Source organism: Paenibacillus sp. FSL A5-0031 (assembly GCF_001956295.1).
Classification (GTDB): domain Bacteria; phylum Bacillota; class Bacilli; order Paenibacillales; family Paenibacillaceae; genus Pristimantibacillus.
Window position 1 is genome coordinate 256641 of record NZ_MRTD01000008.1, and the last position, 23886, is coordinate 280526.

A 23886-nucleotide genomic window follows, 5' to 3' on the forward strand; every position below is an offset into this window, starting at 1 on the left:
TATGATGAATTAGTGGTAGAGCGTGCTTAAATGCTTTGTTTGGATAACGCTTCAAAATACGCTGCAACGACCTCACGAAATTCCAGAGCAGCTCGCGAAATATACCGATTCCTATGCCATAATAGCGCTATCTCCCTTACTAATTCGTGATTCTCTATCTGAAGATAATGGATTTGTTCCCGCGAATTCCTTGCCGTGCTGGGTATGAAGGCTATACCTATTTCGGCCTCCACAAGCATGCTAAGCCTTGCAGGTTCATCCCCCTCATATACATATTTTGGTACAAATCCAATCGATTCGCATAAAGAGTCAACTAAATCGCGCGTGCCGTAGCCTCTTTTCACTCCAACAAACCATTCATCCCTTAGCTCTGCCAAAGATACGCTGCTTCGATCTGCCAGACGATGCCCCTTTGGAACAGCTACAAGGATCGGGTCGATAAACACGATTTGACATTCGATATCATCCCCTTCTATAGGAGGTGAGGACAAGCAAAAATCCACTTCTCCTCTATCCAGAAGCGTAACCATTTCCTGTGTGGCGAGCATTTGCACATGAAATTGAATGTCAGGACGTTTTTTCCGAAACTCACGAAGGATATTGGGCAATTTGCTTGCAGTGGTCACTGCTAATTTGAGCGTGCTATGTTCCAGGCTGGATAAATCGCTAAGCTCCTGCTTCCCCTGCTCCAATTCAAACAATGCCCTTTCTGCACGGCGGAGGAATAGGCTGCCATACTCATTCAATCGCAAATTTCTCCCTATTCGATCGAATAAGGGAACCCCTAAATCCTCCTCCAAGCGCCCAATCGTCTTGCTTAGTGAAGACTGAGTAACGTGCAGATTGCGTGCAGCTTCGGTCATATGCTCCAAACGAGCTACCGTGAGAAAATATTGCAGTTGAAGAAGTTCCATTTTGCGCCCCCATTCATTCCCTCAAGTCAATGAGATTATAGCATCAAATGCGTTGGAATGAATAAATGATTTCAAGTACGATGACCTTAATACGTTTTGGGGGCGATTCAAAAATGAGTGTTCGCAGCAGGTGGTTAATGATCTCCGTTGGTCTAGGGATACTATTGAACCCATTAAATTCTTCGATGGTTTCAGTTGCTATTCCTCGTCTGCAGCATGTATTCCAACTTGATTTTACTAGTGTTTCTTGGATTATTTTTTCCTTTTACATTGCAAGCAGCATCGCTCAGCCTATTATGGGAAAGGCCAGCGATTTATTCGGGCGCAGGAAGATCTTTCTTGCCGGTCTTATTGTAGCCTTCGTTGCGTCATTACTAGCTCCGTTGTCACCAAACTTCGGATGGCTCATAGTGTTCCGCATTGTGCAAGCCATTGGAACAAGCATGATGGTTGCCGTTGGAATGGCCATTGTACGCATTCATATTACGGAGAAACAAGCGACTGCGCTGTCTGTTTTGTCCATCTTTCTATCCGGAGCGGCAGCCATTGGCCCCTTTATTGGCGGGGTCTTGATTCATTCGTGGGATTGGACGGCTATCTTTTTTGTCAATATTCCATTTGCAGTGGCTAGCTTTCTATTAGCTTGGAGAACTATTCCTAAGGATGAACCTCGAATGCACACTCCAAAGGGCATGTCTTTTCGTATGTGGTTTGACTTGATAGATGCGCCAGGAATCCTGCTCTTTACAGTAGGTCTGGTTACCCTGCTCGCTTCATTGCTCTCAGTCAAATCATCTGGACATCTCTCATTCGGAAATGTTATTTTTTTGCTGATCGGCCTTGCTGCGCTGGGGGCATTTGTACGACATGAGTTAAAAGCGGCGTCACCCTTTATTCCACTACGCACATTCGCCAAATATCCTGCGATGACTTGGGTTAATGTAGAATTCATGCTCGTTAACATACTATATTACTCGCTCTTTTTTGGGCTACCATCCTACTTGCAAATGGTACGCCATGTCAGTGAGTTCCAAACTGGGATTCTCATGCTAAGCTTAGGCTTATGCTCGCTAGTTACTTCTCCAATCGCAGGACGATGGATCGATAAATCAGGACCAAGACCAGCATTGCTGGTATCTGCCATTCTGATGACACTTGGGTCAGTGTGGCTCGTCACATTGAATCAAAGTTCACCAGTTATCAGCGTATGTTTGGCCTTGGCTGCATTCGGTATTAGCAACGGACTGAACAATGTAGGGATGCAAGCATCCTTGTTCCAAAGCTCTCCAAAAGAAATAATCGGTGTAGCATCCGGATTATTTAATACATCCAGATACTTTGGAACCATCCTCTCCTCATTGTTGATAGGTATCGTTATGGGCGATACGTTCAGCTTCGAGGGATTTCACGTGCTTGGAATTATCCTCACGGTTATTGCGTTGTCTTTGGTATTCCTAAACCGGCGGCGCCGGGATTCATTACGATACAGAATCCATTAATTCGAAGAAATATTTTGATTCATGAGTCTGATAAAGCTTAAACCAAGCCTGTAATGTATTTGGCGCAAAAACATCCAGCAGCTGCAGTACATGCATCGTGAACTCCAGCGGGGCTATACCAGATGCAGTAACTAAGTTTCCATCTGTTACTGCAGGCTCCGTTTCATAATATTTTTCTCCCGTATAATTAGGACAAATCATTTTCAAATATTCAAGATCGTTGCTTGTATGTCTTCTTAAGTCGAGCGCTCCCATCTTTGCAAGTCCCATTGTAGCGCCACAAATCGCTGCAACTACTTTTCCTTCTTCTAATGCTTTTGATGCTTTTTTCAATATAGACTCGTGAATGGGTTCCATCCAAGTATCTCCGCCTGGAAGAACGAGAACATCCGAACTTTCCAAACTACACTCTTCAACAGAAATAGCAGGCAATATTTTCAATCCGCCCATTGTAGTAGCAGGATTTTTATCCACGCCGACTGTAATAACTTCTAAAGGTGCTGCCTCTTTTTTAAAATACCTCCCCGAGTTAAGCTCAGCAGTTAAATAACCTACTTCCCAATCTGCCATCGTATCAAAAACATAAAGATATACTTTTTTTGTCTGCATAATAAACACTCCTTTTGTAATATCTGAATACCCCTATTATAAAAAAACTTCACTGACATCCTCCGTCAGTGAAGTTTTTTAAACTTGATAAAAATCAATTAAACCATGCAGAACTTCAATTAAACGGTTGAAGAGCGCTCATGCAAGAAATCAGATGGAGAGCTGCCAACAATGCGCTTGAATATGCGGTAAAAATACGAAACATCGTTATAACCTAAATAGTCGGCGATTTCACTAATCATCAGCTGCGATTCGGTCAGCATGTAGATCGCCGTTTTCATCCGCTGATTGTGTACATATTCGCTGATCGTCTGGTTCGTAACCGCCTTAAACAAAGTAGCCGCATAATTCGGTGTCGTATTAATGACATCCCCCAGCTCCTCCTTCGTCACCCTCTCGCGATAATGCGTCGAAATATATTGCTTCATGCTGTCCACACGCCGATGCTTCTCCGAGGAAATCATTCCGCGATCCTTCTCTTGATTGAGATAGACCAGCGCTTCCGTAAGCAGCGCCTCTGCCATAAGTTCATAGTAAGGCGGTTTCTCCTTGTATTGTGTCCAAACTCCCCGCAGCCTCTCCTGTATCACTTCAAAGCGCCCGAGCCGTTGCTTTAACGGCTCTTCCAGCTGAAGCAGAGGAAGGCTGCACTCGGTAGCGATTTTGCAAAAATTGACCACATACTTCGTGTGGACGACCGTTGGAATGCTTTTCCCATAGTATGGAATATGCCCCGGTATAAGGAGCAAATCTCCTTTTTCCAAAATCACCTTCTCCTCGTTCACCCAATATACACATTTCCCATAAGTCACTAACGAGAGATGAAAGGATAACATGCGCCCCTCACCTTCCTCGTACCAATCCGCTCCGTTGTCCTGATGCACATCCATAATTGCCAGCATAATGAACGCTCCTTAGAACCGTACTATTGTACATTCATTGTACTATAGTTCTTATCTCCTTTCGACTTTTCACGTTACAATGAAAAAAATAAGGAGGCCTACAACATGCTAAAAACAAAAATTATTTGTACAATGGGGCCCGCTTGCGACTCCGTTTCGACGATTAAAGAAATGATCCAAGCAGGGATGACCGTTGGTAGACTGAATATGGCTCACGGCGAATTAGAAGATCACGTTATGCGAATGAACAATATACGGCAGGCTGCACGCGAGCTGAACACTTTTGTTCCCATTATGATGGATATTAAAGGTCCTGAGGTGCGGATCGGCAAGCTGAAGGAAGCGTCTTGCGAGCTGGTTATCGGTGAAGAATTGATTCTCACGACGGAGGATGTACTCGGCGATGCAACTCGACTTCCTGTAAACTATTCCGAGCTTCCGCTTGTCGTAAAAACAGGTGACCGGATTCTCATTGATGATGGACTTGTTGATCTGACGGTAATGTCGGTTGAAGGTAACGATATTCGTTGCAAAATCGTGAGCGGCGGCATATTGAAACCTCGCAAAGGCGTTAACCTGCCAGGCATCAAAACGACGCTGCCAGGCGTAACGGAGCGCGATGTGGTGCATATTCATTTTGGCATCAAACATAATGTTGAGATCATTGCTGCTTCCTTCGTAAGAAAAGCAGAGGACATCTTGGAAATCCGCAACATTCTTGAAGAAGCAAATGCAAGCCATGTACAAATCATTTCCAAAATCGAAAACGCTGAGGGCATGCAAAACCTTGATGCAATTATCGAAGCATCCGATGGCATTATGGTTGCGCGTGGCGATCTAGGCGTTGAGGTGCCGATCGAAGACGTGCCGATGATGCAGCGTGAGATGATCAACAAATGCAATCTTGTAGGCAAGCCGGTTATCGTTGCTACACATATGCTCGAATCGATGCAGGTTAACCCGCGTCCAACTCGGGCTGAAGTGAGCGACGTAGCCAATGCAGTTATTCAAGGCGCTGACGTCGTGATGCTCTCCGGCGAGACAGCTGCTGGAAAATACCCTATCCCATCCGTACGGACAATGGCTTCCATCGCTAGAAAAGCCGAATCCATGATCGATTATAAAGAGCAATTCGATAAAAAGAGATCACAGCAAAGCACGAACATTACGGAGGTAATTAGCCAAGGTGTCGTTAGCTCCTCGCTTGAGCTGAGCGCCAAAGCAATCCTTACTTCAACGGAAAGCGGCTTTACAGCTCGCATGGTATCCAAGTACCGTCCGATGTCACCAATTATCGCAATTACGCAGCATGATCATGTGCTTCCAAAAATTTGCTTGCTCTCCGGCGTTATTCCGGTTAAAGGCGATGCAGTAACAACAACAGACGAAATGTTCGAGTCCGCTATCCGCAATGCCAAGCTGACTGGGCTTATTGATACAGGCGATATTATCGTGCTTTCCGCTGGCGTGCCAATCGGCCAAGCCGGGGCAACCAATCTTATCAAAGTAGCACAAGTATAAGTAAGTATTTCGCCAAAAATGGCATGATATCAAAAAGCTGCGCCGTCCAAGGACGATGCAGCTTTTTACACATCTAAATGCAGCCCGAACGACTCAACATAACGATACTTTCATGAAGCTTTCACAAATGACATGCTTTCCTATGCCTTTTGGAGCATATTATAATAATAACAACACATCGTTTCTACACTTAGGAGGGAATGGGTATGAAAAAAGAACATACCGTTCATTTCAAAATTATGCATGGCTCGGCAACCAAGACGCTAACCGGACTCATGTACCTAGAAGAAAACACAAAACCAACTGTTCAAGATTATCAAGAAGTCCTGAAACAATGCGGACATGATGTACATATCGAGAATGAAGAGCAGTTTATTTTCCGCTCCAACAACCCAGCAGACGACTATTTGATCGACGTTCTTGAAAACTATAAGAAAAACGACAAAGATCTACATGCTGACCATCTCGCACAAAGCTTTGTAAAAAAGACGCCATTCCTATAGCAATATTACTAGAATAGGAGCAGAAAGGCTGTTTCGGGTCAAATGACCTCATGAAACAGCCTTTTTTTATCGTACAAAATAAACTGTTTACCACTTTGACAGCTGCTAAAGTACCTATTCCTTAATAAGGCTTTGGAAATATTTTCATGTTGAATTGGTTGTGTTATGCTTCTTCTAGGATTATAAAAGCTTAGAGTCAGCATGAAGCTATACCGTTCATGATCCATGAAAGTTGGTGATTCGTGAGTACAAATGAAAGTATCACCTTAGTTGTCATTACCCTCATTTCCGTGCCGCTTTTCCTGCTTGCCTTCATCGTCATTCGGCAATCGTTTAAGGATACTCGGGAAACTAAATTTATTTTGAAACATGGCGAATCCTTTGACGCGACTGTGAGCTCCATACAAAAAACCAATACGGAGATTAACGGTCATCCTGAGGTTTTTATCGGATTAACGATTCCAAGAGAGCATGCAGATCCCTATCGCGCCATCATTAAAACCGCCATTTATATGGTTAATATTCCTCAGTATCAGCCTGGCCGCAAAGTAAAGGTGAAGGTGCTGGAGACTAACGGCAAAATTAAGGTCGCCTTGGAAGGCGCACATGTATTTTAACTTCCATGAAATAAGAAAGAGCGCCGCAATCGGCGCTCTTTCTTATTGTACTGCAGCTGCCTTTCGTTTCCGCAGCAATAGTGTAAGTGGGATAGAACAGATAATAATAATCGTCCCCAGATGGAAAACATCCTGAACGCTAAGCGACAGCGCAATGGTTTTGGACGATACACCGTCCTCCAAGTGAGCAATCGTCTGTGCTGAGAGGATCGTGCTGAACAAACTAATCGATAGCGCGGATGTCCCCTGCCTGATCCAGTTCATCACCGCAGAGGCATGACCTGAATTCACGCTTGGTACAGCAGACATCGCAGCGTTCGTCACGGGCATGTTGCTGAAGCCAATCCCCATATAACGAATGGCCACCCATACCGTAATAAATGCCGCGCTTGTCGCCACATTTGCATGGCTAAGCTCCCATGTAGCTAATCCCATTAGCAGCAAACCAATGAAGATTAGCCTCGATGGTCCTATTTTGCCATAAAGCCTGCCTACTGCAAGCGAGATTAATACCATCGCAAGCGTACCTGGAAGCATGACCATACCGGTAGTAAAGCTCGACTCCCCTTTAATATTTTGCATGAAGATTGGAACGAGTAACGTGCCTGCATATAAGGAAATCGTTATACAGCAGTTTAGGATGACTCCGTAAGTAAACCTCGGTATCTTCAGTACTCGCAAATTTAATAAAGGATTGCTGACTCGCAGTGTCCGCACCACAAAATAAGCAAGCACGACTATACCAGCCGCGATCATTCCGAGTGTTTGCCATCCTGCCCAGCCCCAATTATGCGCCTCGCTAAATGCGACCAGCAGCGCGCTTGTTCCGATGAGAACCGCGCCAAACCCGATCCAATCCAGCTTAATCCCGGTGCTTAATCGGTAATTAGGAATGTACTTGGCGGCAATAAGCACAGCAATAATGCCAATCGGAATGTTCATTAGAAATAATGATTTCCAGCCGTAAATTTCAGCAAGCCATCCGCCTATCGTCGGCCCAAGCGCAGGAGCAAGCATCGCTGATACGCTCCAGAAGCTGACGGCAACAGCCTGTTTTGATTTCTCGATGGTCTGGTAAATGATTGTCATCGTAGTGGGCATAATAATTCCGCTGAAGAATCCTTGCAAAATCCGAAACGCGATGAGAGATTCAATGCTCCATGCGAAGGTACAAAGCGCAGACGTTAAAGTAAAACCTGCTAACGCGATCACATATAATTTTTTATAGCTCCATTTATCACCCATAAAACCAATAATCGGAGCAATAATACCTGTTGCCATCATAAAACCGGATAACATCCATTGCACCGTGTTTAAACTGGCATGGAAATCATCCATAAAGATAGGCAACGCCACATTTATCGTAGTTGTACTCAAAGAGGCCATGAAGTTACCGAAAAAAACGGCAATCATAATGGTCCAAAATGACGAAGCTGCTTTTTGCGAGGTATCCACATTTATGCTCCTATTCCTGTAATTGATCTAAAGCTTTCTGTACACGCTTCTCTGTTTCGGTAAGTTCTTCTTTAAACTGCTCCATACGTTTAATTTTCATGTCGATCATCATTTTTTCCTTATGGAGCACCTGTGATATTTCGAAAAGCTTCAATTTTCGCGCTTCGCGATCCTCACTCGTACGATACTCACTTTTCTGCTGCTCAATGAGCGATTGAAACTCCATATACTGCTGAAGCTCTGCAAGCGAGAAGCCGAGCACCTCTTTTACGAGCAGTATTTTGTTGATTTTCTCTATATTTTCCTCTGAATATAACCGAATACCGCCTTGCGTCCGCTCCGGTGCAGAGATTAAGCCAAAATCCTCATAATACCGAATGGCGCGTTTCGTTAATCCAGTTCGCTTGGCTACTTCTTCAATTTTTAGCAAATCCAATGTCGAGCACCTCCGAATTTTCTACAATAAGCATACTCTTAGTGACAGTTAACGTCAACGTTAACTTTTGGAGTGCAATAGTGATGGAGCAGCAGCTGTGCAAATAACTTGCCATTCATAAGCAAAAAAACAATCTGAAACATAGCTACATGTTCCAAACTGTTTTTTGATCTCAGTTATATCAATGACTTGAAAACGCCATGAGGCAAGCAAGCGTGAACGCCTTTAATGCCATTCACAATTTGAGTAATCTTTAAGTCAACAACCGAGCTTCCTAGTGCGATCGCTTCCACTCGGTTTAAACCATATAATTCACCCATAAGATCAAGCATCCCATCCAGAGCCTCTACGGTGGCTTCATTTAAGTCTTCATGAAAGCCAAACGTAATCCAGCCTGAAGGTGTATTCGCTCTAGGATTCGTCAAAACGATGTCTTCCTTCACCGTTATCGTTACGTCAACCAAATCCATTGGAGACTCAATCGCCTGACAACTAATCTCCCCATCGCCTTGACGAGCGTGGCCATCTCCTATGGATAAATAACCTCCGTCTACAGAGATCGGCAAATATAATGTGCTTCCTTTGACAAGCTCCTTGCAATCGATATTGCCGCCGCAGGCGCGAGGAGGAAAAGTGGAATGAATACCTAGACTATCAGGGGGCATCCCAATCACGCCCATAAAGGGTTGTAGCTCTACCGTAAACGATTTGTCATTAATGAGACAGGTTCCCCTCATACATTCCTTGTCTAATTTCCAATCGAGCGAAATCTCTTTATATTCGGTTAGCTTTAGCTTTTGATTTTGCCAATTTGGATATTGGCCTGCTGCTGTAAAGCCGTATGATCCTGGAATGATATCATTAAATCTAATCTCAAGGGTCATTCCTTTTTTTGCTTCTTTGATAAATAAGGGGCCAATTAAAGCATGACCACTATCGATATCCTGTCTTCTTGAAAAAGGTTTATAGCGATCTTGATTGCTTGTACCCGTACCCCATCCAGCATCCAGCGTTTGAAAACGAATGGAATCACCTGATTCGATCGTGAGCAGCGGAGTCACTTCTGTTGTAAACGAGCCAATTAGGGAGCCTTGCGCCAATTCAATTTCGTGAACGGTCATGAATGATCCCTCCAAAAAAGCTAAATTATCTTTCAAATGTATATTACCATAATTGGAAAATTAATAGTTATATTAAGAGAGTCCATCTCAATTTAGTGCATTGTTTGTCCAAACGGTTGGAACCTCCCCCCTGCACTACATACAGTAAGATAGTATTATAAAATCGTTCTTTATCATAAGAAGAACGATTTTTTTTATTTTACAATAGAAGTAAGGCTAAGCGGGATGAAGATCACGCGCTTGCCAATATCTTTTTGATTTGAATAGGAGTGTGAACCAAAAAACAGATATAGATTAGTGATGTGTATGTTTTAGTGTTACAACCATTTAGGAAGTCCAAACCATGACGGAGCAGAAAAAAAGGGTTGAAAATAGCGGTTATTGGAGGCGGTTCCTCATACATTCTTGAGATTATTGAGGTTTTTATAAATAAATATGATGAAATGCTCATACGTGGGCTGTGACTGTTTAATAGTGAAGAAGGCAGCCATAAGCTGGAGATTGTTGGTGAACTAGCCAAAAGAATGGCCAAAAAATCAGGTTTAGGTTACCGCTGCATGGTAGATGAATAAAAAGGATGGAATCTATTGAATATATTGTTGGCCTTTTGCGCTGTTCTGATGTTCATTATTCAGACGCTAGCTTTGAAACAAATGAGAAGCACGAATAACAATGAGGGATTATCGTCCTTTTTCAAACGAAGTTCGGCTTATACGGCGATAATTGCTATTGGCTTTTTTGTATCATGGCTCATGTCAGATTTGAATGGCATCCATACCGCTACGCTTGTGCTTGGAGTGTTTTATGGGCTTGTTTTTGTACTTACTGTTTTGTTTTATTCCTGCGCTATGAATACGGGACCGTTATCTTACTCTGCTTTTTATTTCTCAGCAAGCCTGCTTCTGCCTGTTGTTGCAAGTGTAGTACTTTGGAATGAACCGATGACCGGCATGAAATTTATGGGTATTGCTCTTTTTATCCTATCCTTCTATTTCATCAATGTGTTTGGAAGCAAAGGGCAAGAAGCAGCAGGAATGAAATGGTTAGTTTATTGTCTTCTTGCCTTTATTTTAAATGGTACCTTGCCAATCATCATGAAATGGCAGCAGACGTTACTTGAGGGGCATGAGCTGATTCCCTTTATGTGTGTAGGATTTGGATCGGCGTTCTTATTTTCACTTATCGGTATTCTTTTCACTGGGGGATTCCAAAGACAAAGCAAGGCAATTCCTACTGCACGAGAGCTTCGTATTTTGACACTGTACATTGTAGCCATAGCAGGATCAACCGGTACTGGAAATGCGATAATAACGTATTTGTCAGGACGAATGTCAGGCCTTCATTTGTTTCCGCTCGTCAATGGAAGTATGATTGTGCTTCTAACGATCCTCTCCGCTGTTTTATTTAAAGAAAAAATGTCTCGTGGCGGCATCATCGGAATAGGCATTGGCTTGCTCGCCATTGTGTTTGTGAATATGTAAATAAAAGTTATTGACAATCATAATGGCAAATCTTATTATTTAATTAAGTTTATTTATTAATAAATTTTAGAAGAGAGGTTGTCGTTTGTCCAAAGTATCAGCAAAGCAGAAACATGTAAGAATCATGAATCAAAATTTAATCATAGATGCGATTAGAAGAGATGAAAGCGCTACAAGAAGTGAGCTGTCAAAGCTGTTGAAGCTGAGTGTACCTAGCGTTTGTACGAACGCAGATCAATTGGTTAGGTTAGGCATTCTAAGGGAAACAGAGGACGGCTTCACAGGTGTGGGAAGAAAAGCAAGCCGTTTGCGGTTGAATGATAACTTTGGCTATATCATCTCCGTTGATCTAAGCAATCCTTGTATTACGGTGGGCATTTCAAATCTAAATCCAATCATTATTCAAGAAGTGAAATTCGATATTGAACAATATGATATCAACCAGTTAATGGAGCTAATCATAAGCAAGATTGATGAACTTCTTGTTAAGAGCAGTGTATTAGTAAATCAATTGCTTGCTATATCTATCTCTATACCGGGTCAAGTGGATAATGATTTAGGTATCGTAAAGTGTGGATCGTATCTGGAGCGACTCGGCACTGTGAATTTCAGAGAACCGCTTCTAAATAAATTTGGTGTTCGAGTACTGGTACAAAAGGATATTAATTCTGCTGTTCTAGGTGAGATAAAATTTGGAGCTGCACAGGGACACGCAAATGCTGTGTTTGTAAGCGTTGACGTGGGTGTGGGTCTTGGTATTGTGCTTGGAGGATCGTTGTATCCGGGGAAATTTCATCTTGCAGGTGAAATAGAAAATTACATCGTGAACGTAGAGGCAGAGAATACGGAACGACAAGATGGGATATTTGAGAGCTCTCGGTTGCGCGATTTGGTTACAATAGAAGCTTTGGTCAGATCGGTTAGAGCAGAGCTGGAGGCTGGGGGCGAAAGCAGACTGCTTAAAGCTGTGAATGGTGACATTGCTAAGGTCGATTTTAATGACATTATAAAGGCGACATTAGAAGGAGATGCCCTAAGCGTTAAGCATGTGAAGCGTTGTGCAAAGATTATGGCTGCCTTCATAGCAAACATGCTATTTTTACTTGATTTGGATACCGTTATATTGGGTGGTGGGTTCGTCACCCTCGGTTCGGCTTACACCGATACAATACGGGATGAAGTTAGGCGATTAGGGCTAGGAAATACGGCTATCGCGGATACGGCGCTCAAGACGAAAGCTGTTTTGATTGGCGGGATTGCCATTGGATTGGAGACTATGTTCAGTGAACTGCTGGAGGAGCAGGAGGCATAAAGCCTCCTATCCCTTCAATTAGTTAATTAAGTTTATTAATCAATGATAAATTAGATTGTTCCTTGGACGTTTAAAATGAACGCGTTCAAGTTTCAATATATGAATTCATTTTAAAAGGAGAGTTGAGTAATGAAGAAAAAGGTGGCAAGCAAGGCAACAGCACTAGTACTTATCTTCGTAGTATTTGCAGCACTGATGGCAGCATGCGGGGGATCCAAACAAGAAGAGAATGGAGCATCCGAGAGTAAAACAAAAGAGATAACGCTTCGGGTAGCGACATCATTCGCTGGATCTGATCCATGGGTTCCAGCTTGGACGGAAGCTATTAAACAGTTCCAAGAGGAAAACAAGGGCATCAAAATTACGGATGAGTCAACGCCGGTCAATCAAGAAGCATTGCGTACGAAAGTGAAAGCGGATGCAGCAACTGGCAATCTAGCCGATGTGATGTTTTATTTCAATGGCAGCGAGACAGCTATTCTAACCGAATCGAAAGAAATTGTTTCCTGGGAAGATGAATTTGCTAAAGATCCAGATTGGGCGAAGCAATTCAATAGCGGGATCATCGAGAAGGTCAAGTATGAAGGCAAACTCTATTCTCTCCCCTATATCGGCTTCTATGAAGGCTTGTTCTGGAATAAAGAGTTATTCGACCAGTATCAACTCGAAGCTCCAACAACCTATGATGCTTTTATAAAAGCGATAGATACGTTTGCAGCTAATAATATTGTACCATTCGCTACATCGCTCACAACTCCATATCTGCAAGAAGCTTTGGTTCTTTCACAGGTTGGGCCAGAGGGACAACAAAAGGCTTACGATCCATCATGGGCGCCAGCTCTAACGATCTTCAAAGAGTTGAATGATAAGAAAGCGTTTCCTAAAGACGCACTCACGCTGGATGATGAAAAAGCGCAATCTTTATTTGCAGGCGGGAAAGCGGGAATGATGTTCAACGGTTCATGGACAGCTGCTGGTCTGAGTACCAATCCTGCTTTTCAAATTACACCATTTCCACTCGTACCGGGTGGTAAGGGTGAGAATATGATTGTATCTGGATTTGGTTCTGGTTGGTATATGAAGAAAAATACCGATCAAGCCAAATATGATGCGGCTCTAGCTTTTGTGAAATTCATGACATCTCCTGAAACGGCTGGAAAATTTGCAGCAATAGGCGGAACTTATGCAGTCGATACACAACAATCCAGCAGCACCGCACAGCTTCTGATTGACGGCAACAAGATGGTGAGTGAGGCAAAGGATTTCGTTATGCCCATCGATTCTTACGTTTCTAGGGAATCGTATACCGAGTTCTTAAAAGGTATTGCTTATGTGTCAGCAGGAAGAAAAACAGCCGTGGAAATTCTAGATGAAGCCACAAAATTAAACAACAGAAACAAGTAGTTCTTTCAACATGCCCCGGGATATCGGATCACCGGCTCCCGGGCAAATGGCAGTATGTAATCCAAGCTATTGCTTATGAAGAGGAGGCGTTCAGTTGTGATATTCAGGGACAAGAGATACATTGTGCTTTTCCTGGCGCCAACGATGCTATTATTATTCACCTTTCTTTTATATCCACTCGTACAATCCGTTTATTATAGCTTCACCGAATGGTATAACTTCTCAAATACGAAGAAGTTCATAGGATTTGGCAATTACAACCAGCTCATTCACGACCCCGTTGTTTGGATAGCGCTAAAAAACACGTTTATATTGGTAATCGGTGCCGTATTCCTGCAGGCTGGAGGAGGTTTGGTCCTCGCGTTGCTAACCGACAGCATCAAACGAGGATTTAAGTTTTTTAGAACGGTCTTTTTCTTTCCAATTGTTATCTCAGGTACGGCGATTGGCCTCATGTTCTCGCTCATTTACAACTACGACTATGGACTCTTAAATGCCATTATGAGAGGGCTCGGTCTGTCTGAGCAAATATGGCTGACGGAGAAAAGCGCTATCTATTTGGTACTCATACCGATTCTATGGCAGTATGTTGGATTTTATTTTGTTATATTCCTGACCGGGATGTCAAAGATTCCAGAGGATATTTATGAATCAGCTATGCTGGACGGTATTACAGGAATAAGAAAATCCATCTATATTACACTTCCATTATTACGTGATGTCATTGCTTCTTGCCTTACGCTCGCCACGGCAGGAGCATTGAAAGTATTTGATGTCGTATATATCGTGACCAAGGGTGGTCCATTGAATTCCAGTGAGCTGCTCAGTACTTACATGTACACGAAGGCATTTAATGGGCAAAACGCAGGCTATGCCAGCACAATCGTCATTGCGATGATGATACTCGGTATTGTCATAACCGTTGTGTTAAATAAATTAGTTAAAAAAGAGGCTGTCAGCTACTGATGATAAACTACAAACAGCCCAATTGAGAAGGTGATATTTTAGATGGTTAACAGACTAGTAAAGCCTGGTGCGGTCAAGTTCGGCGTATATGCACTCCTGCTTTTATGGGCATGCACAACGATCATCCCGCTATTATGGGTGCTGCTCAATAGCTTCAAAACGTCCGAAGAAATTTTAACGCAATCATTCGCTCTCCCACAAAGCTACTCTTTATTTAACTTTTTGAAGTTGAACGAGTATGGCAATATTAACGTCGTTAAAGGCTTTATGAACAGTATGATCATTTCGGGATCCGTTGTATTAGGTGTTTCCCTTTTTGGCGGGTTGGCTTCTTTTGTACTAGCGAGATTTCAATTTGCATTTAAAGGGTATTTCACGTCTATATTTGTTATTTGCATGCTGCTGCCGCAGTTCGCTGTTATTATTCCGAATTTCGTTATCATCGAGAAGCTGGGTTTGAATGGAACCTATTTATCCGTTATTCTCCCACAAGTAGCTGGCAATTTGAGCTTTGCTATTCTAATGATAACAGGCTTCATGGCTTCTTTGCCTGGAGAACTAGAGGAAGCGGCGGTCATGGATGGGGCAACCATTTGGAAAATATATTATAAAATAACGCTGCCGCTTTGCTTCCCTATTTTTGCAACGGTGTCTATTATGGTCTTTCTTTGGTCATACAACGAGCTTTTGCTACCACTCGTCTACCTGCCAATAAGAGAGATGCAGCCTATATCTGTCCTCTTGTCGCTCGTATCGAATGCGTATGGTACAGATTATGGCGCTATGATGGCAGCCATCACGATTTCAATCGTACCACTGCTTGTTTTGTACATGTTCTCACAAGAAACGGTTATTAAAGGGCTGACAGCAGGTGCAGTAAAGGGATAATGGTTTTGGGTTACCATACAGGAGGAGAGAAAAAAGATGTCTACACAACAACAAAAAAATATAATTGTCATTGCTGCACATCCGGATGAACCGGAAATTTATGCGGGAGGAACCTCTGCTTTATTCGCAGAAATGGGACACCGAGTGAAATTCGTTTCCTTAACCAATGGAGATTGCGGACACTACTCAATTAGCGGACAAGAGCTCGTGGATAGAAGAACGCAGGAGGCGTATGAGGCTGCTAGACGATTGGGTGTTCTTGACTATAGCATATTGAATATATCTGATGGCCGTCTGACGAATAGCTTTGAAGTGAGAGAAGAAGTTATTCGCCAAATTCGCAATTGGAAGGCCGATGTCGTCATTACCTTCCATCCTGAAGGTGCAGGACATGTAGATAATCGCAATGCAGGAAGAATTGTGAGAGATGCTGCGGATTTTATAGCGAAGGTACCTAATTCTGTGCCAGATGCCCCATATTTAGAGCAATCCCCTCTTTTCTTGCTTATGCCGGACTACGGAAAGAGGCATGCTTACTCACCCGATCTGGTCGTCGATATTGGTTCTGTTATTGAGAAGAAGCTGCTTGGCTGTGATGCGCACGCTTCCCAATTCTATGAGTTTGCGCCATGGCAGCGTAATCTGCTAGATCAGGTTCCACAGACGTGGGATGCTAGGAAGGATTATATTTTGCAATATTGGAGCAGCTTTATTGAGGTTTCATCGGAGATGCTTCCGACGCTGGATCGACTATACGAAGATGGGAAGTCAGAAAAAACAAAATATGCAGAGCCATTCGAGATTGCAGATTATGGCAGAAGACCGAGTGATACGGAGCTGAAGCAGTTGTTTCCCATGCTGAGTCAATAAGAGGAAATACCTTGATATACTTCGTGAACGGATCGTTGTTGCAGGGCAGCTGCAATGCATGTAAATAGCAAAAGCCAGCTCCTATGAACTGCACCTCCATTGTTAGACACCATCTAACTTTGGAGGTGCAACTTTTCTATTTGGATTCAATAGGATTCCAGCTTCTTTTGCCGTCATCCTCTAAAATCCCTAACGTCACATCTGCAATATCCTTGTCCTCAAGCAGCTTGGCGCGAACGAGAAACTTAATATCATCGGCTACCGCAAGCGTTAAACCAGGTTGCAGCTCCAAGTACGCCTCAACGTGGTAATAGCGGCCCTCTTGTAGAATGCGCATTTGATAAATATCGGTTACGCTCTGTTCGGAAAAAATAATACGGGACACCTTGTCTGCTACTTCCTTCGGGGCAGAAACACCAATGAGTCCGATCATATTGTCGTATCCCACACGATAAGCAACACCAACCATTAACAGACCAATCAACAGGGTTGCAACACCATCAACCGTTTTAAACGAGGTAAATGCAGCAATAATGACCGCGATCATCGCCAAGGCGGCTCCCGAAACAGCGACAAGATCCTCATAGAAAACTAATCGTGTAGCAGGAGCGGAACGCCCTACATTTTTGAAGGCAGCTGAGAAAATACCGAGACCTTTCCCCTCCGCTCCCGCTTCGTGTATAATTTCCTTCATTGCTTTGACTAATATAAGCCCGTCGATAACTAAATTAACAACCAGAACCCCAATGTTTAGCCAAAAACCTTCACTTGCAACTGGATGCAAAATGAGATGCCAGCCTTCACGAATCGTTTCATAAGCCATAATGGTAACGACGATAACGGCAATCATACAAAAAATATTGATGACACGCCCAAAGCCGGTTGGAAACCTCGGCGTCGGTTTTTTCTCGGCAAGAATGCTTCCGGCAAAAACAAACCCTTGGTTTATCGCATCTGCCAATGAATGCATGGCGGAAGCAAACATCGCGCCGCTGCCGCTGAAGGCCGCTGCGAACCCTTTTATGGCGGCGATAAACGCATTGCCGATCATCGCTACAGCGGAAGATTTATTCCCTTTCTTTATAAGCTGCATAAAACTTTGACGTTCTGCTTTAGGCTCCATTTTCTCCCCCGCAACATTTTATTTACCATTACCATTCCACTATTGCCTGCTTTCAATCCCAGCACTGCTATTTTATGCTTACCCACACAGGCAATAGGATAAACGGAAAAAAGCTTTTTATTATGTCAGAGACAACTTACTCCTTCGTTTTTGAAGTCCTTAGCATCATGCTCTACCCATCAAAGTCGCATGATTCTGGTCTTTCTGAGACTTATTTACAAACGACTCCTCCGTCTCCGCTTGCACAGCATCTAGCTGAAATTGCACAGCACTCTTTGCTGTTAGGTTCGTGAACCTGACAACAAATCGTTGCGAGTCACTCCAATATATGTCATACTTCGGCTGCTCATTCGCTGCCATCCCGCTGAATGCAAGCGTATTTGCAATCGCATCGCGGACGGTTTCACGCTTCATATTGCGATTCGATAACACAATAACGCTACTGCTGTCCTCATTCGCACTAATGGACAGGATCGGCTCCTCAAGATCAACAGCATTTAAACCGAGCAGCAACCGAATCCATTCACTCGGAAGCGTCCATGCATGGCTTTGACCGTCGTTGTCCTTTGTATAGATTTTTACACCCGTATCAAGCGAGTCAGTTGTTCGCAGATCATTGACGGTATAGGTTTGAGTTTGCTTGTCACTCTTCATTTCTACCTCATACATTAGACCAGATGGTTCCGGATCATCAATATAAGACGGGTGGGCATCCATCATGCCCTGCAGCAAAAGGGCTATATCCGCCTGTTGTTCAAGCCGAGAAAGCCCTTCTGAGAAACCATTGATACTTGTAACGGTAACCGATTGAACCTGATTGAGAATAGGGAGAATAGGTTTTGGTTCATTTGCTTGCTGAACACTATTCTCGCAGCCAACCGCAAGCCATAACATGATTACGATGATCAATATCCATCCATTTGCCGGTTTCACAGCGTTCTCCTCCTAACATTTAGGTAGAGCTGCTTTTGATGGAGTATCCTCCTCTTTGCAAATAATACCGTGCTTTCATTGGCGTACTTTAGGCCAGCGCTCTTGAAACCTCTTTTGCTCAAGCCGCTTCTCATAAATGGCGATTCGATCCTCGTAATCCAAGTAAAAAGGTGATGGTCTAACAATCATTTCTAGAACATCCTCTATCCCACAAGGAGCAGTTAACACAAGTTTGTCATGCTGATCTACTTTCAATCCTAGAGCGGTTACGGTCTCTGGAAATTTGGAAATGGCATCTGTGGAGCTGGAATACGGAGGATTGTTATTGATTACATGCATTCGAGCTTGGTTCTTAACGGACCAAGGTACGTGAGGGTTCATCTGATTTAATGTGTTTTCCAGCTGTTTCTCTATCTGCTCGTCTATGTTGGAAGGATCGAAATAAACGACATCAACATCGGCCAGCGGCGTTCGTTCCGTAAATCCGTGAAGGGTATCCCAAATTTTGCTGCGAACGAAACCTGCACATACCCACCAATCTGGAAGCTCGAGCGTACTAACCTCTCGTAAGATGTTCATCATCCACTCATCTCTATATACAAGCTGCATAATATCCTCTTCACTGTTTATCAACATTGATCCACTCTCCTGATTTGTTCATTTCTTGTTCAATATGTATGTCCAAGCCTGCAATTGGCGAATAACCGTCGACACTTGTTTCATCCGTCCTCACCATGAATGACCACTTAAAGCCCTCTCTTGGAAAGGTGAGCATGACATAGATGTTTTCGTTCTTATACTTTTTTTCTAATGCATGCTGCAATTGCAGCTTCGAGAACGACAACCCTCCAAGATACAAAGCAACAAGGATTAGTCCTGATAAAAAAATACGCCTTCTTCTCCGAGTAGATGCCCCGATAATAAGAGCAGTGGTCAGCGTAATTAAAAGAACAGGGTCGTTTCTATTTACAATAAAGAAATCAGACTCCGTTTTAATAAAGGGATAAAAGGGAGCTACGCCATTGCCGATAAAATCTATAAATAAATGGCTAAAAACACATATAGACAATATCAGCCAAGCCTTCTTAAACGAAATTTTCTTCTGGAATGCATGATAACATGCAGCAAAAAACAAACCAATCACAGGTACGAGCCAAATGGAGTGGCCAAGCAGGTCTCCGTAAAGCTTCGAAATATCAGGAGAAATAGCAGCTGCACCGCCGAAAATCAAGAGAACCTTGCGATTCACAGTGGATGCAGCCGCTTTCCCGCAAAATAAATAGGCCAAGCTGGCGCCTACAACAAAATGTAAAAAGACGTGTATGATATGACCTGAAATATTCTCCATATTCACCTTTCAATCAAATTATAAAATTTGATATATGATTCTCGAAGAAGCAGCCTACACTATCGGCAGTTCATAATGCTTGCATAACTCCTGAATGACCTCACTGATCAACGACTCGTTTTGAGGTTTACCTGGCTCTGCATTCATCATTACTGCAATACCGCTTTCTTGGCGCGGGTATCCAGCCAGCTTGCTTTGAGAACCAACTCCCCAGCCTTGAGAAACGAAGCAGAGCTGCTCTCCAGCATCAGGAAGAAATACGCCTAAGCCTGCACCTTTATCGCTCGCATAACCCGTAAGCATTATTCTAGCCATCGCTGGCCGCAAAATACCATTAGGATCGCCATTCCAAGCTTTCACGACCTCGCGTGCCAATACTAGCAATTCAGAAGGCGTTGTCCATAAGCCGGCTCCGGATAAATTGGGATAGTGCGCTCTCTTCCCTTCAACCACCTGTCCCCGTTTATCATGACCCATGGATGTGTTCAGCGACTCGTTTGCAATACCATCCCAGAAAATAGTTCGTTTTAAGCCAAGCGGCTTCATAACAAGCCGCTCCATAGCAGCCGAAAAGGCTTCTCCTGACACATCCTCAAGAATTTGCTCCAAAACAGAATAACCTGCATCCGAGTAAGAGAATCGACTCTCTGGCAGGTGAGCAACCTCAACTGGTTTGGAATGATATTTCGTTGCTCCTAAGAGCAGCTCTCTAGGCGTAGGGAAAGGGTCTTGCTTCTGCAACGGTTCATAGCTCCCCCGTGCATCCACAATTCCCGATTGATGTGCCAGCAAACTGCGCAGCGTTACTTTCCTCTGCTGAGTGAACTGGTTTTCGGGCACCTGCCAGGAAACTAAGTAACGATTAACATCCTCCTCCAAGCTAAGCACGCCCTCCTGGACTAAACGAAGCACACCAATAGCCGTAACCATTTTGCTGATGGAGCAGGCAGGAAACAAAGTTTCCTCTGTCACCTTTTGCTGCATGCTCGCTTCAAGTACGCCATAGCTTCCTTGCCACACCATTTGTCCATGCTGAAGAACGGCAATTCCTAATCCCGGAACACCAGTCAACTTCATTTTTTCTTCTATTTCCAAACTTATCATTGCCTCTTGGCACATAAGATCAGCTCCGTCACCAAACAAATTAGAATAATTTTTACCTCATTATTCCATTTCACTCTGTATGACGGGAAAAAGCAACAGCCAGTTGCAACATTTTTATGGCAGCCTATTATTTCTTTGATAGCCGTCTAAAGAAATAAACACCTTCAACAATCAGCCCTGCCATAAAACCTCCTGCTACTGCTTCTAAAAATACGAGGAAACTAATTAGGTCCTCCCATCCAGTCAAACCTTTGGAATACATAGCCATCAGCATAAGACCAATTAGCATCCCAAGATTGGAGAACAGCCACAGCTTTCTCGCTCCAAGCCAGCCGATAAAACCGAATAAAAAAGATAATATGGCTGCGAGCAGCATAAATCGGAAAGCGTGCATGCCTGTGAAAGGCTGGCCTAATATAACAAAACGAATCAACCATAATAACAGGCTAACAAGCAAGGTGGATGCTCCAGCTAGTAGCCACCACCTGCCGCTTCTGTCAGCGGGAATCCAGTGCATCAACCATTGCCCCCTCTTGAATAAATGTTCTTTTTTACTTAAACGCATGAAGCGCTTACTTTGTTTCGTTCATTCTGGTTTACCTAGCATGAATTCAGCAATAACTGCTCGCAGCAAAAAAGGAGTACCGTTCGCCGCTGCTATGAAATCATAGAGACGAGCTGTACTCCTTTTTGATTATGCGATTTGCTTGCTAAATGGCTGCGATTTGAAGAGCCGTTTCCTTAGGAAGCTGAAAAACTACATTTTTTGCAAGCAGCTTATCCATTAATGCTTGAAAAGGAGCAACCGAGATCCAGTCGTGTATCATAATAATTTGTCCGCTTGTTGCTTGTAAATCATGATGCTGGTCCATAACGTCCGCCGGCTCAAAATCGAACGTATCCCATGTACAATCCACATGCAGTCCGCTTTTTGGGGTACCATTCTCGAAGGACGGCTGCTGATAGCCCAGCTCATCCAGTACACGCTGAATACCTTCGAAATGATCATCCTTCATTTCGTCTAACAACTGCTGCATAAATGGAAAACGAAACAGCTTGGAAGGCCTGATCGTTTCTGCTTTATTGTACAGCTCATCTATAATACGGTCGGTTCGCTCGATCTGTCCTCTTACGTCTTGTAAGCCGATAACAGAGAAATCTGCATGATCATAACCGCGATTCCCAATGATATGGCCTGCTTTAATCGCAGCTATCGCTTCCTCAGAGCAGCTTTCCAATGCTTCACCCATACAAAACCAAATCGCCCGAATCTCTTTTGCGTTCAGAAAATTGACCTTTTGCATAAAATCTTCAGCAGGACCTTCATCTATCGTGAGGTACACCGCTTTTTCAACCGCCAACATAGCAAGAAACCCCCGTTTAATTATTGCTGCCAACCTTTATCATCTATGTAGTATACCATAAGCATTCCTTTTCATTTACTCTTCATTCCTAAAAGAACTTCATTTGTAGCTATATACAAAAATTACACACAGCAAACCGAATGTCAGAATGACACCCGGCTTTTTTTGCAAGTCATGTAATTTCAATAATTACCTATCAACTAAGAATGTTTTCTAGCTGAATTCAATTCATTGGCATTCTGATGCCATTCCTTGAGCATGCTTTGGTAAAAATGACTTTCCTGCGTGCTGAGTCCCTGCTTGTTGTCTTTAATAATTAAATTGCCGATATTCCGCTTCAAAATGATGCTCCGACGTCCTAACATGTCCATATAAGTCAAGTAAAATCACCCTCCAGATAATGTTTTCCAATCGGTCGTTTTAAGTATAACGAATACGACTCCTATTGAAAAACAGCAACCAGTGGCGTTATTTCTAATAATGCTGACTAAGGCGGACTGAGCGGAAACGAGCAGCAGTCATTCGAAAACATCCTGCCATATCCTCCATATAACGTCCACACCTCCTCAGATGGGATGTAAACACAACAAAAAACCACAGCCCATATTTGGCTGTGGTTTATCGCAATTATTAGGCTTTACCTAGGATCTCATCTATTTCGCTTTTCAGTAATAGATATCTGTGGACGCTGCGATTGATCGCAACCTTAGTGAGGTTATGCTTAAGCACATAAACCTTCATCTGGTCCTTAGTCAGGCCTAACAGGTCACCGGCCTCGGTAACGGTTAATACAACCTGCTTGCTCGTTGCGTTAAATGTTTTTTTTACTTTTTGATCCCAGTCTTCAAATACTACCTGCATATTTCCGACTCCTTTATCATAGTCAATGGTCTTTATTGACTGCACCTCTCAATTATAACACGAACAGCACTATAATCTTCGCCTGATAAAAATTTTATAGTAAATAAAAATATATTTCGGCCGTTCTACGGAGAAATCCTCCCCATTAATCCATGTTCTTCATAAGTTTATACAAATAATCAACTGAACGCATCGCATATTCAAACTGATAAGGCTCTCCGTTCTTCAATAAAACAAGGCAAGGCACACTCGTAATTTTCCAAGCATTTCGCAGCTGGGGGGCGTAATTTATATTTATTTTATACAAGGTCGTTGGAACCTCAGCAGCTTCCACAATTTCCAGCATCCGCTCGGCTACCTTACAGGTTCCGCAAAATGGTGAAGAAAAAAGCAGCGCATCCTTACCATTCCCTATCCGATTAAGCTTTAGCCAGTCTTCTTCTTGGATTTCTTGAATTGCCATCTGTCATCTTTCCTTTCTTCCGATTAAAGACAGTCGTTCATTTGTTGCCGTATTTATATTGTAAAATGTTTTGGTGCTTTAGGAAAGACAAACTGAAGCGTACATGCACTTTATACTCCAAGCTATAAACGAAATAAATGGTATAATTAGCTGATTCGTAAAATGATTTTATTCGTTAGGGAGACCACTTCG

Annotated in this window: 26 protein-coding genes and 1 pseudogene; 11 read left to right on the top strand and 16 right to left on the bottom strand. The window is 43.1% G+C overall.

Going from position 1 to position 23886, the window contains the following annotated elements; genetic code table 11:
- Positions 1 to 26: 26 nt before the first annotated feature.
- Positions 27 to 914 carry a LysR family transcriptional regulator gene (locus tag BK120_RS16405; RefSeq protein WP_076268558.1) on the bottom strand — a complete coding sequence of 296 codons (888 nt, stop codon included), beginning with the start codon at positions 912 to 914 and terminating at the stop codon, positions 27 to 29.
- A gap of 113 nt (positions 915 to 1027) precedes the next feature.
- Here BK120_RS16405 and BK120_RS16410 point away from each other — a divergent pair, with 113 nt between their 5' ends.
- The gene (locus BK120_RS16410; RefSeq protein WP_076268559.1) at positions 1028 to 2413 is read left to right on the top strand and encodes an MFS transporter; all 1386 of its coding nucleotides are present in this window, start codon (positions 1028 to 1030) and stop codon (positions 2411 to 2413) included.
- Here the strand turns inward: BK120_RS16410 and BK120_RS16415 are convergent.
- Together BK120_RS16415 and BK120_RS16420 are read right to left on the bottom strand one after the other, a co-directional pair.
- On the bottom strand, positions 2393 to 3022 hold the full coding sequence (locus BK120_RS16415; protein WP_076268560.1) for a type 1 glutamine amidotransferase family protein: 630 nt from the start codon (positions 3020 to 3022) through the stop codon (positions 2393 to 2395). The genes BK120_RS16410 and BK120_RS16415 overlap by 21 nt on opposite strands.
- 119 nt (positions 3023 to 3141) lie before the next feature.
- Positions 3142 to 3924, bottom strand: a complete 783-nt coding sequence (locus tag BK120_RS16420) for an AraC family transcriptional regulator (protein ID WP_076268561.1) — start codon at positions 3922 to 3924, stop codon at positions 3142 to 3144.
- 105 nt (positions 3925 to 4029) lie between these two features.
- Here BK120_RS16420 and pyk point away from each other — a divergent pair, with 105 nt between their 5' ends.
- From pyk to BK120_RS16435, 3 genes are all read left to right on the top strand, one after another.
- Positions 4030 to 5445 (top strand): pyruvate kinase, encoded by a 1416-nt coding sequence (pyk, locus tag BK120_RS16425; protein WP_076268562.1) that lies wholly within the window; start codon positions 4030 to 4032, stop codon positions 5443 to 5445.
- A gap of 206 nt (positions 5446 to 5651) precedes the next feature.
- Complete coding sequence (locus tag BK120_RS16430) at positions 5652 to 5948, top strand: hypothetical protein (RefSeq protein ID WP_076268563.1); 297 nt, start codon at positions 5652 to 5654, stop codon at positions 5946 to 5948.
- Between the two features lie 242 nt (positions 5949 to 6190).
- Positions 6191 to 6565 (top strand): hypothetical protein, encoded by a 375-nt coding sequence (locus BK120_RS16435; RefSeq protein WP_076268564.1) that lies wholly within the window; start codon positions 6191 to 6193, stop codon positions 6563 to 6565.
- A gap of 42 nt (positions 6566 to 6607) precedes the next feature.
- On the opposite strand, the gene BK120_RS16440 is transcribed toward BK120_RS16435, so the two are convergent.
- The 3 genes from BK120_RS16440 to BK120_RS16450 all read right to left on the bottom strand — a co-directional run bounded on the left by BK120_RS16440 (position 6608) and on the right by BK120_RS16450 (position 9577).
- Positions 6608 to 8020, bottom strand: coding sequence for an MDR family MFS transporter (locus tag BK120_RS16440; protein ID WP_256710917.1), 1413 nt, complete (start codon positions 8018 to 8020; stop codon positions 6608 to 6610).
- Positions 8021 to 8030: 10 nt separating this feature from the next.
- Positions 8031 to 8456 carry a MerR family transcriptional regulator gene (locus tag BK120_RS16445; protein WP_076268565.1) on the bottom strand — a complete coding sequence of 142 codons (426 nt, stop codon included), beginning with the start codon at positions 8454 to 8456 and terminating at the stop codon, positions 8031 to 8033.
- A gap of 176 nt (positions 8457 to 8632) precedes the next feature.
- A complete protein-coding gene (locus BK120_RS16450) occupies positions 8633 to 9577 on the bottom strand; it encodes an acetamidase/formamidase family protein (RefSeq protein ID WP_076268566.1) in 945 nt (314 codons plus the stop codon).
- Positions 9578 to 9942: 365 nt separating this feature from the next.
- On the opposite strand from BK120_RS16450, the pseudogene BK120_RS35965 reads away from it, so the two are divergent.
- The 7 genes and pseudogenes from BK120_RS35965 to BK120_RS16480 all read left to right on the top strand — a co-directional run.
- Positions 9943 to 10122, top strand: a pseudogene (locus BK120_RS35965) (family 4 glycosyl hydrolase); the annotation flags it as partial.
- A 42-nt stretch (positions 10123 to 10164) separates the two neighbouring features.
- Positions 10165 to 11058 carry a hypothetical protein gene (locus BK120_RS16455; RefSeq protein WP_076268567.1) on the top strand — a complete coding sequence of 298 codons (894 nt, stop codon included), beginning with the start codon at positions 10165 to 10167 and terminating at the stop codon, positions 11056 to 11058.
- Positions 11059 to 11143: 85 nt separating this feature from the next.
- On the top strand, positions 11144 to 12370 hold the full coding sequence (locus tag BK120_RS16460; protein ID WP_076268568.1) for an ROK family protein: 1227 nt from the start codon (positions 11144 to 11146) through the stop codon (positions 12368 to 12370).
- A 129-nt stretch (positions 12371 to 12499) separates the two neighbouring features.
- Complete coding sequence (locus tag BK120_RS16465; RefSeq protein ID WP_076268569.1) at positions 12500 to 13774, top strand: ABC transporter substrate-binding protein; 1275 nt, start codon at positions 12500 to 12502, stop codon at positions 13772 to 13774.
- 96 nt (positions 13775 to 13870) lie between these two features.
- Positions 13871 to 14740 carry a carbohydrate ABC transporter permease gene (locus tag BK120_RS16470; RefSeq protein WP_256710918.1) on the top strand — a complete coding sequence of 290 codons (870 nt, stop codon included), beginning with the start codon at positions 13871 to 13873 and terminating at the stop codon, positions 14738 to 14740.
- A gap of 42 nt (positions 14741 to 14782) precedes the next feature.
- Positions 14783 to 15628, top strand: coding sequence for a carbohydrate ABC transporter permease (locus BK120_RS16475; RefSeq protein WP_076268571.1), 846 nt, complete (start codon positions 14783 to 14785; stop codon positions 15626 to 15628).
- 36 nt (positions 15629 to 15664) lie between these two features.
- On the top strand, positions 15665 to 16498 hold the full coding sequence (locus tag BK120_RS16480; RefSeq protein ID WP_076268572.1) for a PIG-L deacetylase family protein: 834 nt from the start codon (positions 15665 to 15667) through the stop codon (positions 16496 to 16498).
- 136 nt (positions 16499 to 16634) lie between these two features.
- Here BK120_RS16480 and BK120_RS16485 read toward each other — a convergent pair whose 3' ends face one another.
- The 10 genes from BK120_RS16485 to BK120_RS16530 all read right to left on the bottom strand — a co-directional run bounded on the left by BK120_RS16485 (position 16635) and on the right by BK120_RS16530 (position 23694).
- Complete coding sequence (locus BK120_RS16485; protein WP_076268573.1) at positions 16635 to 17621, bottom strand: cation diffusion facilitator family transporter; 987 nt, start codon at positions 17619 to 17621, stop codon at positions 16635 to 16637.
- A gap of 165 nt (positions 17622 to 17786) precedes the next feature.
- Positions 17787 to 18554 (bottom strand): hypothetical protein, encoded by a 768-nt coding sequence (locus BK120_RS16490; RefSeq protein ID WP_076268574.1) that lies wholly within the window; start codon positions 18552 to 18554, stop codon positions 17787 to 17789.
- A gap of 75 nt (positions 18555 to 18629) precedes the next feature.
- Complete coding sequence (locus BK120_RS16495) at positions 18630 to 19190, bottom strand: nucleotidyltransferase family protein (RefSeq protein ID WP_076268575.1); 561 nt, start codon at positions 19188 to 19190, stop codon at positions 18630 to 18632.
- Positions 19174 to 19902 (bottom strand): metal-dependent hydrolase, encoded by a 729-nt coding sequence (locus BK120_RS16500; RefSeq protein ID WP_076268576.1) that lies wholly within the window; start codon positions 19900 to 19902, stop codon positions 19174 to 19176. Before BK120_RS16500 ends, BK120_RS16495 begins: the two co-directional genes overlap by 17 nt.
- Positions 19903 to 19956: 54 nt before the next feature.
- Entirely contained in the window at positions 19957 to 20997 is a 1041-nt protein-coding gene (locus tag BK120_RS16505) for a serine hydrolase domain-containing protein (protein WP_179089815.1), read from the bottom strand.
- A 136-nt stretch (positions 20998 to 21133) separates the two neighbouring features.
- On the bottom strand, positions 21134 to 21523 hold the full coding sequence (locus tag BK120_RS16510) for a hypothetical protein (protein ID WP_076268577.1): 390 nt from the start codon (positions 21521 to 21523) through the stop codon (positions 21134 to 21136).
- A gap of 193 nt (positions 21524 to 21716) precedes the next feature.
- Positions 21717 to 22370 (bottom strand): polysaccharide deacetylase family protein, encoded by a 654-nt coding sequence (locus BK120_RS16515; protein ID WP_076268578.1) that lies wholly within the window; start codon positions 22368 to 22370, stop codon positions 21717 to 21719.
- A gap of 200 nt (positions 22371 to 22570) precedes the next feature.
- Positions 22571 to 22750, bottom strand: a complete 180-nt coding sequence (locus tag BK120_RS16520; RefSeq protein WP_076268579.1) for a hypothetical protein — start codon at positions 22748 to 22750, stop codon at positions 22571 to 22573.
- A gap of 250 nt (positions 22751 to 23000) precedes the next feature.
- Entirely contained in the window at positions 23001 to 23231 is a 231-nt protein-coding gene (locus BK120_RS16525; RefSeq protein ID WP_053373130.1) for a hypothetical protein, read from the bottom strand.
- A 145-nt stretch (positions 23232 to 23376) separates the two neighbouring features.
- The gene (locus BK120_RS16530; RefSeq protein ID WP_083682069.1) at positions 23377 to 23694 is read right to left on the bottom strand and encodes a thioredoxin family protein; all 318 of its coding nucleotides are present in this window, start codon (positions 23692 to 23694) and stop codon (positions 23377 to 23379) included.
- Between the last annotated feature and the right edge of the window lie 192 nt (positions 23695 to 23886).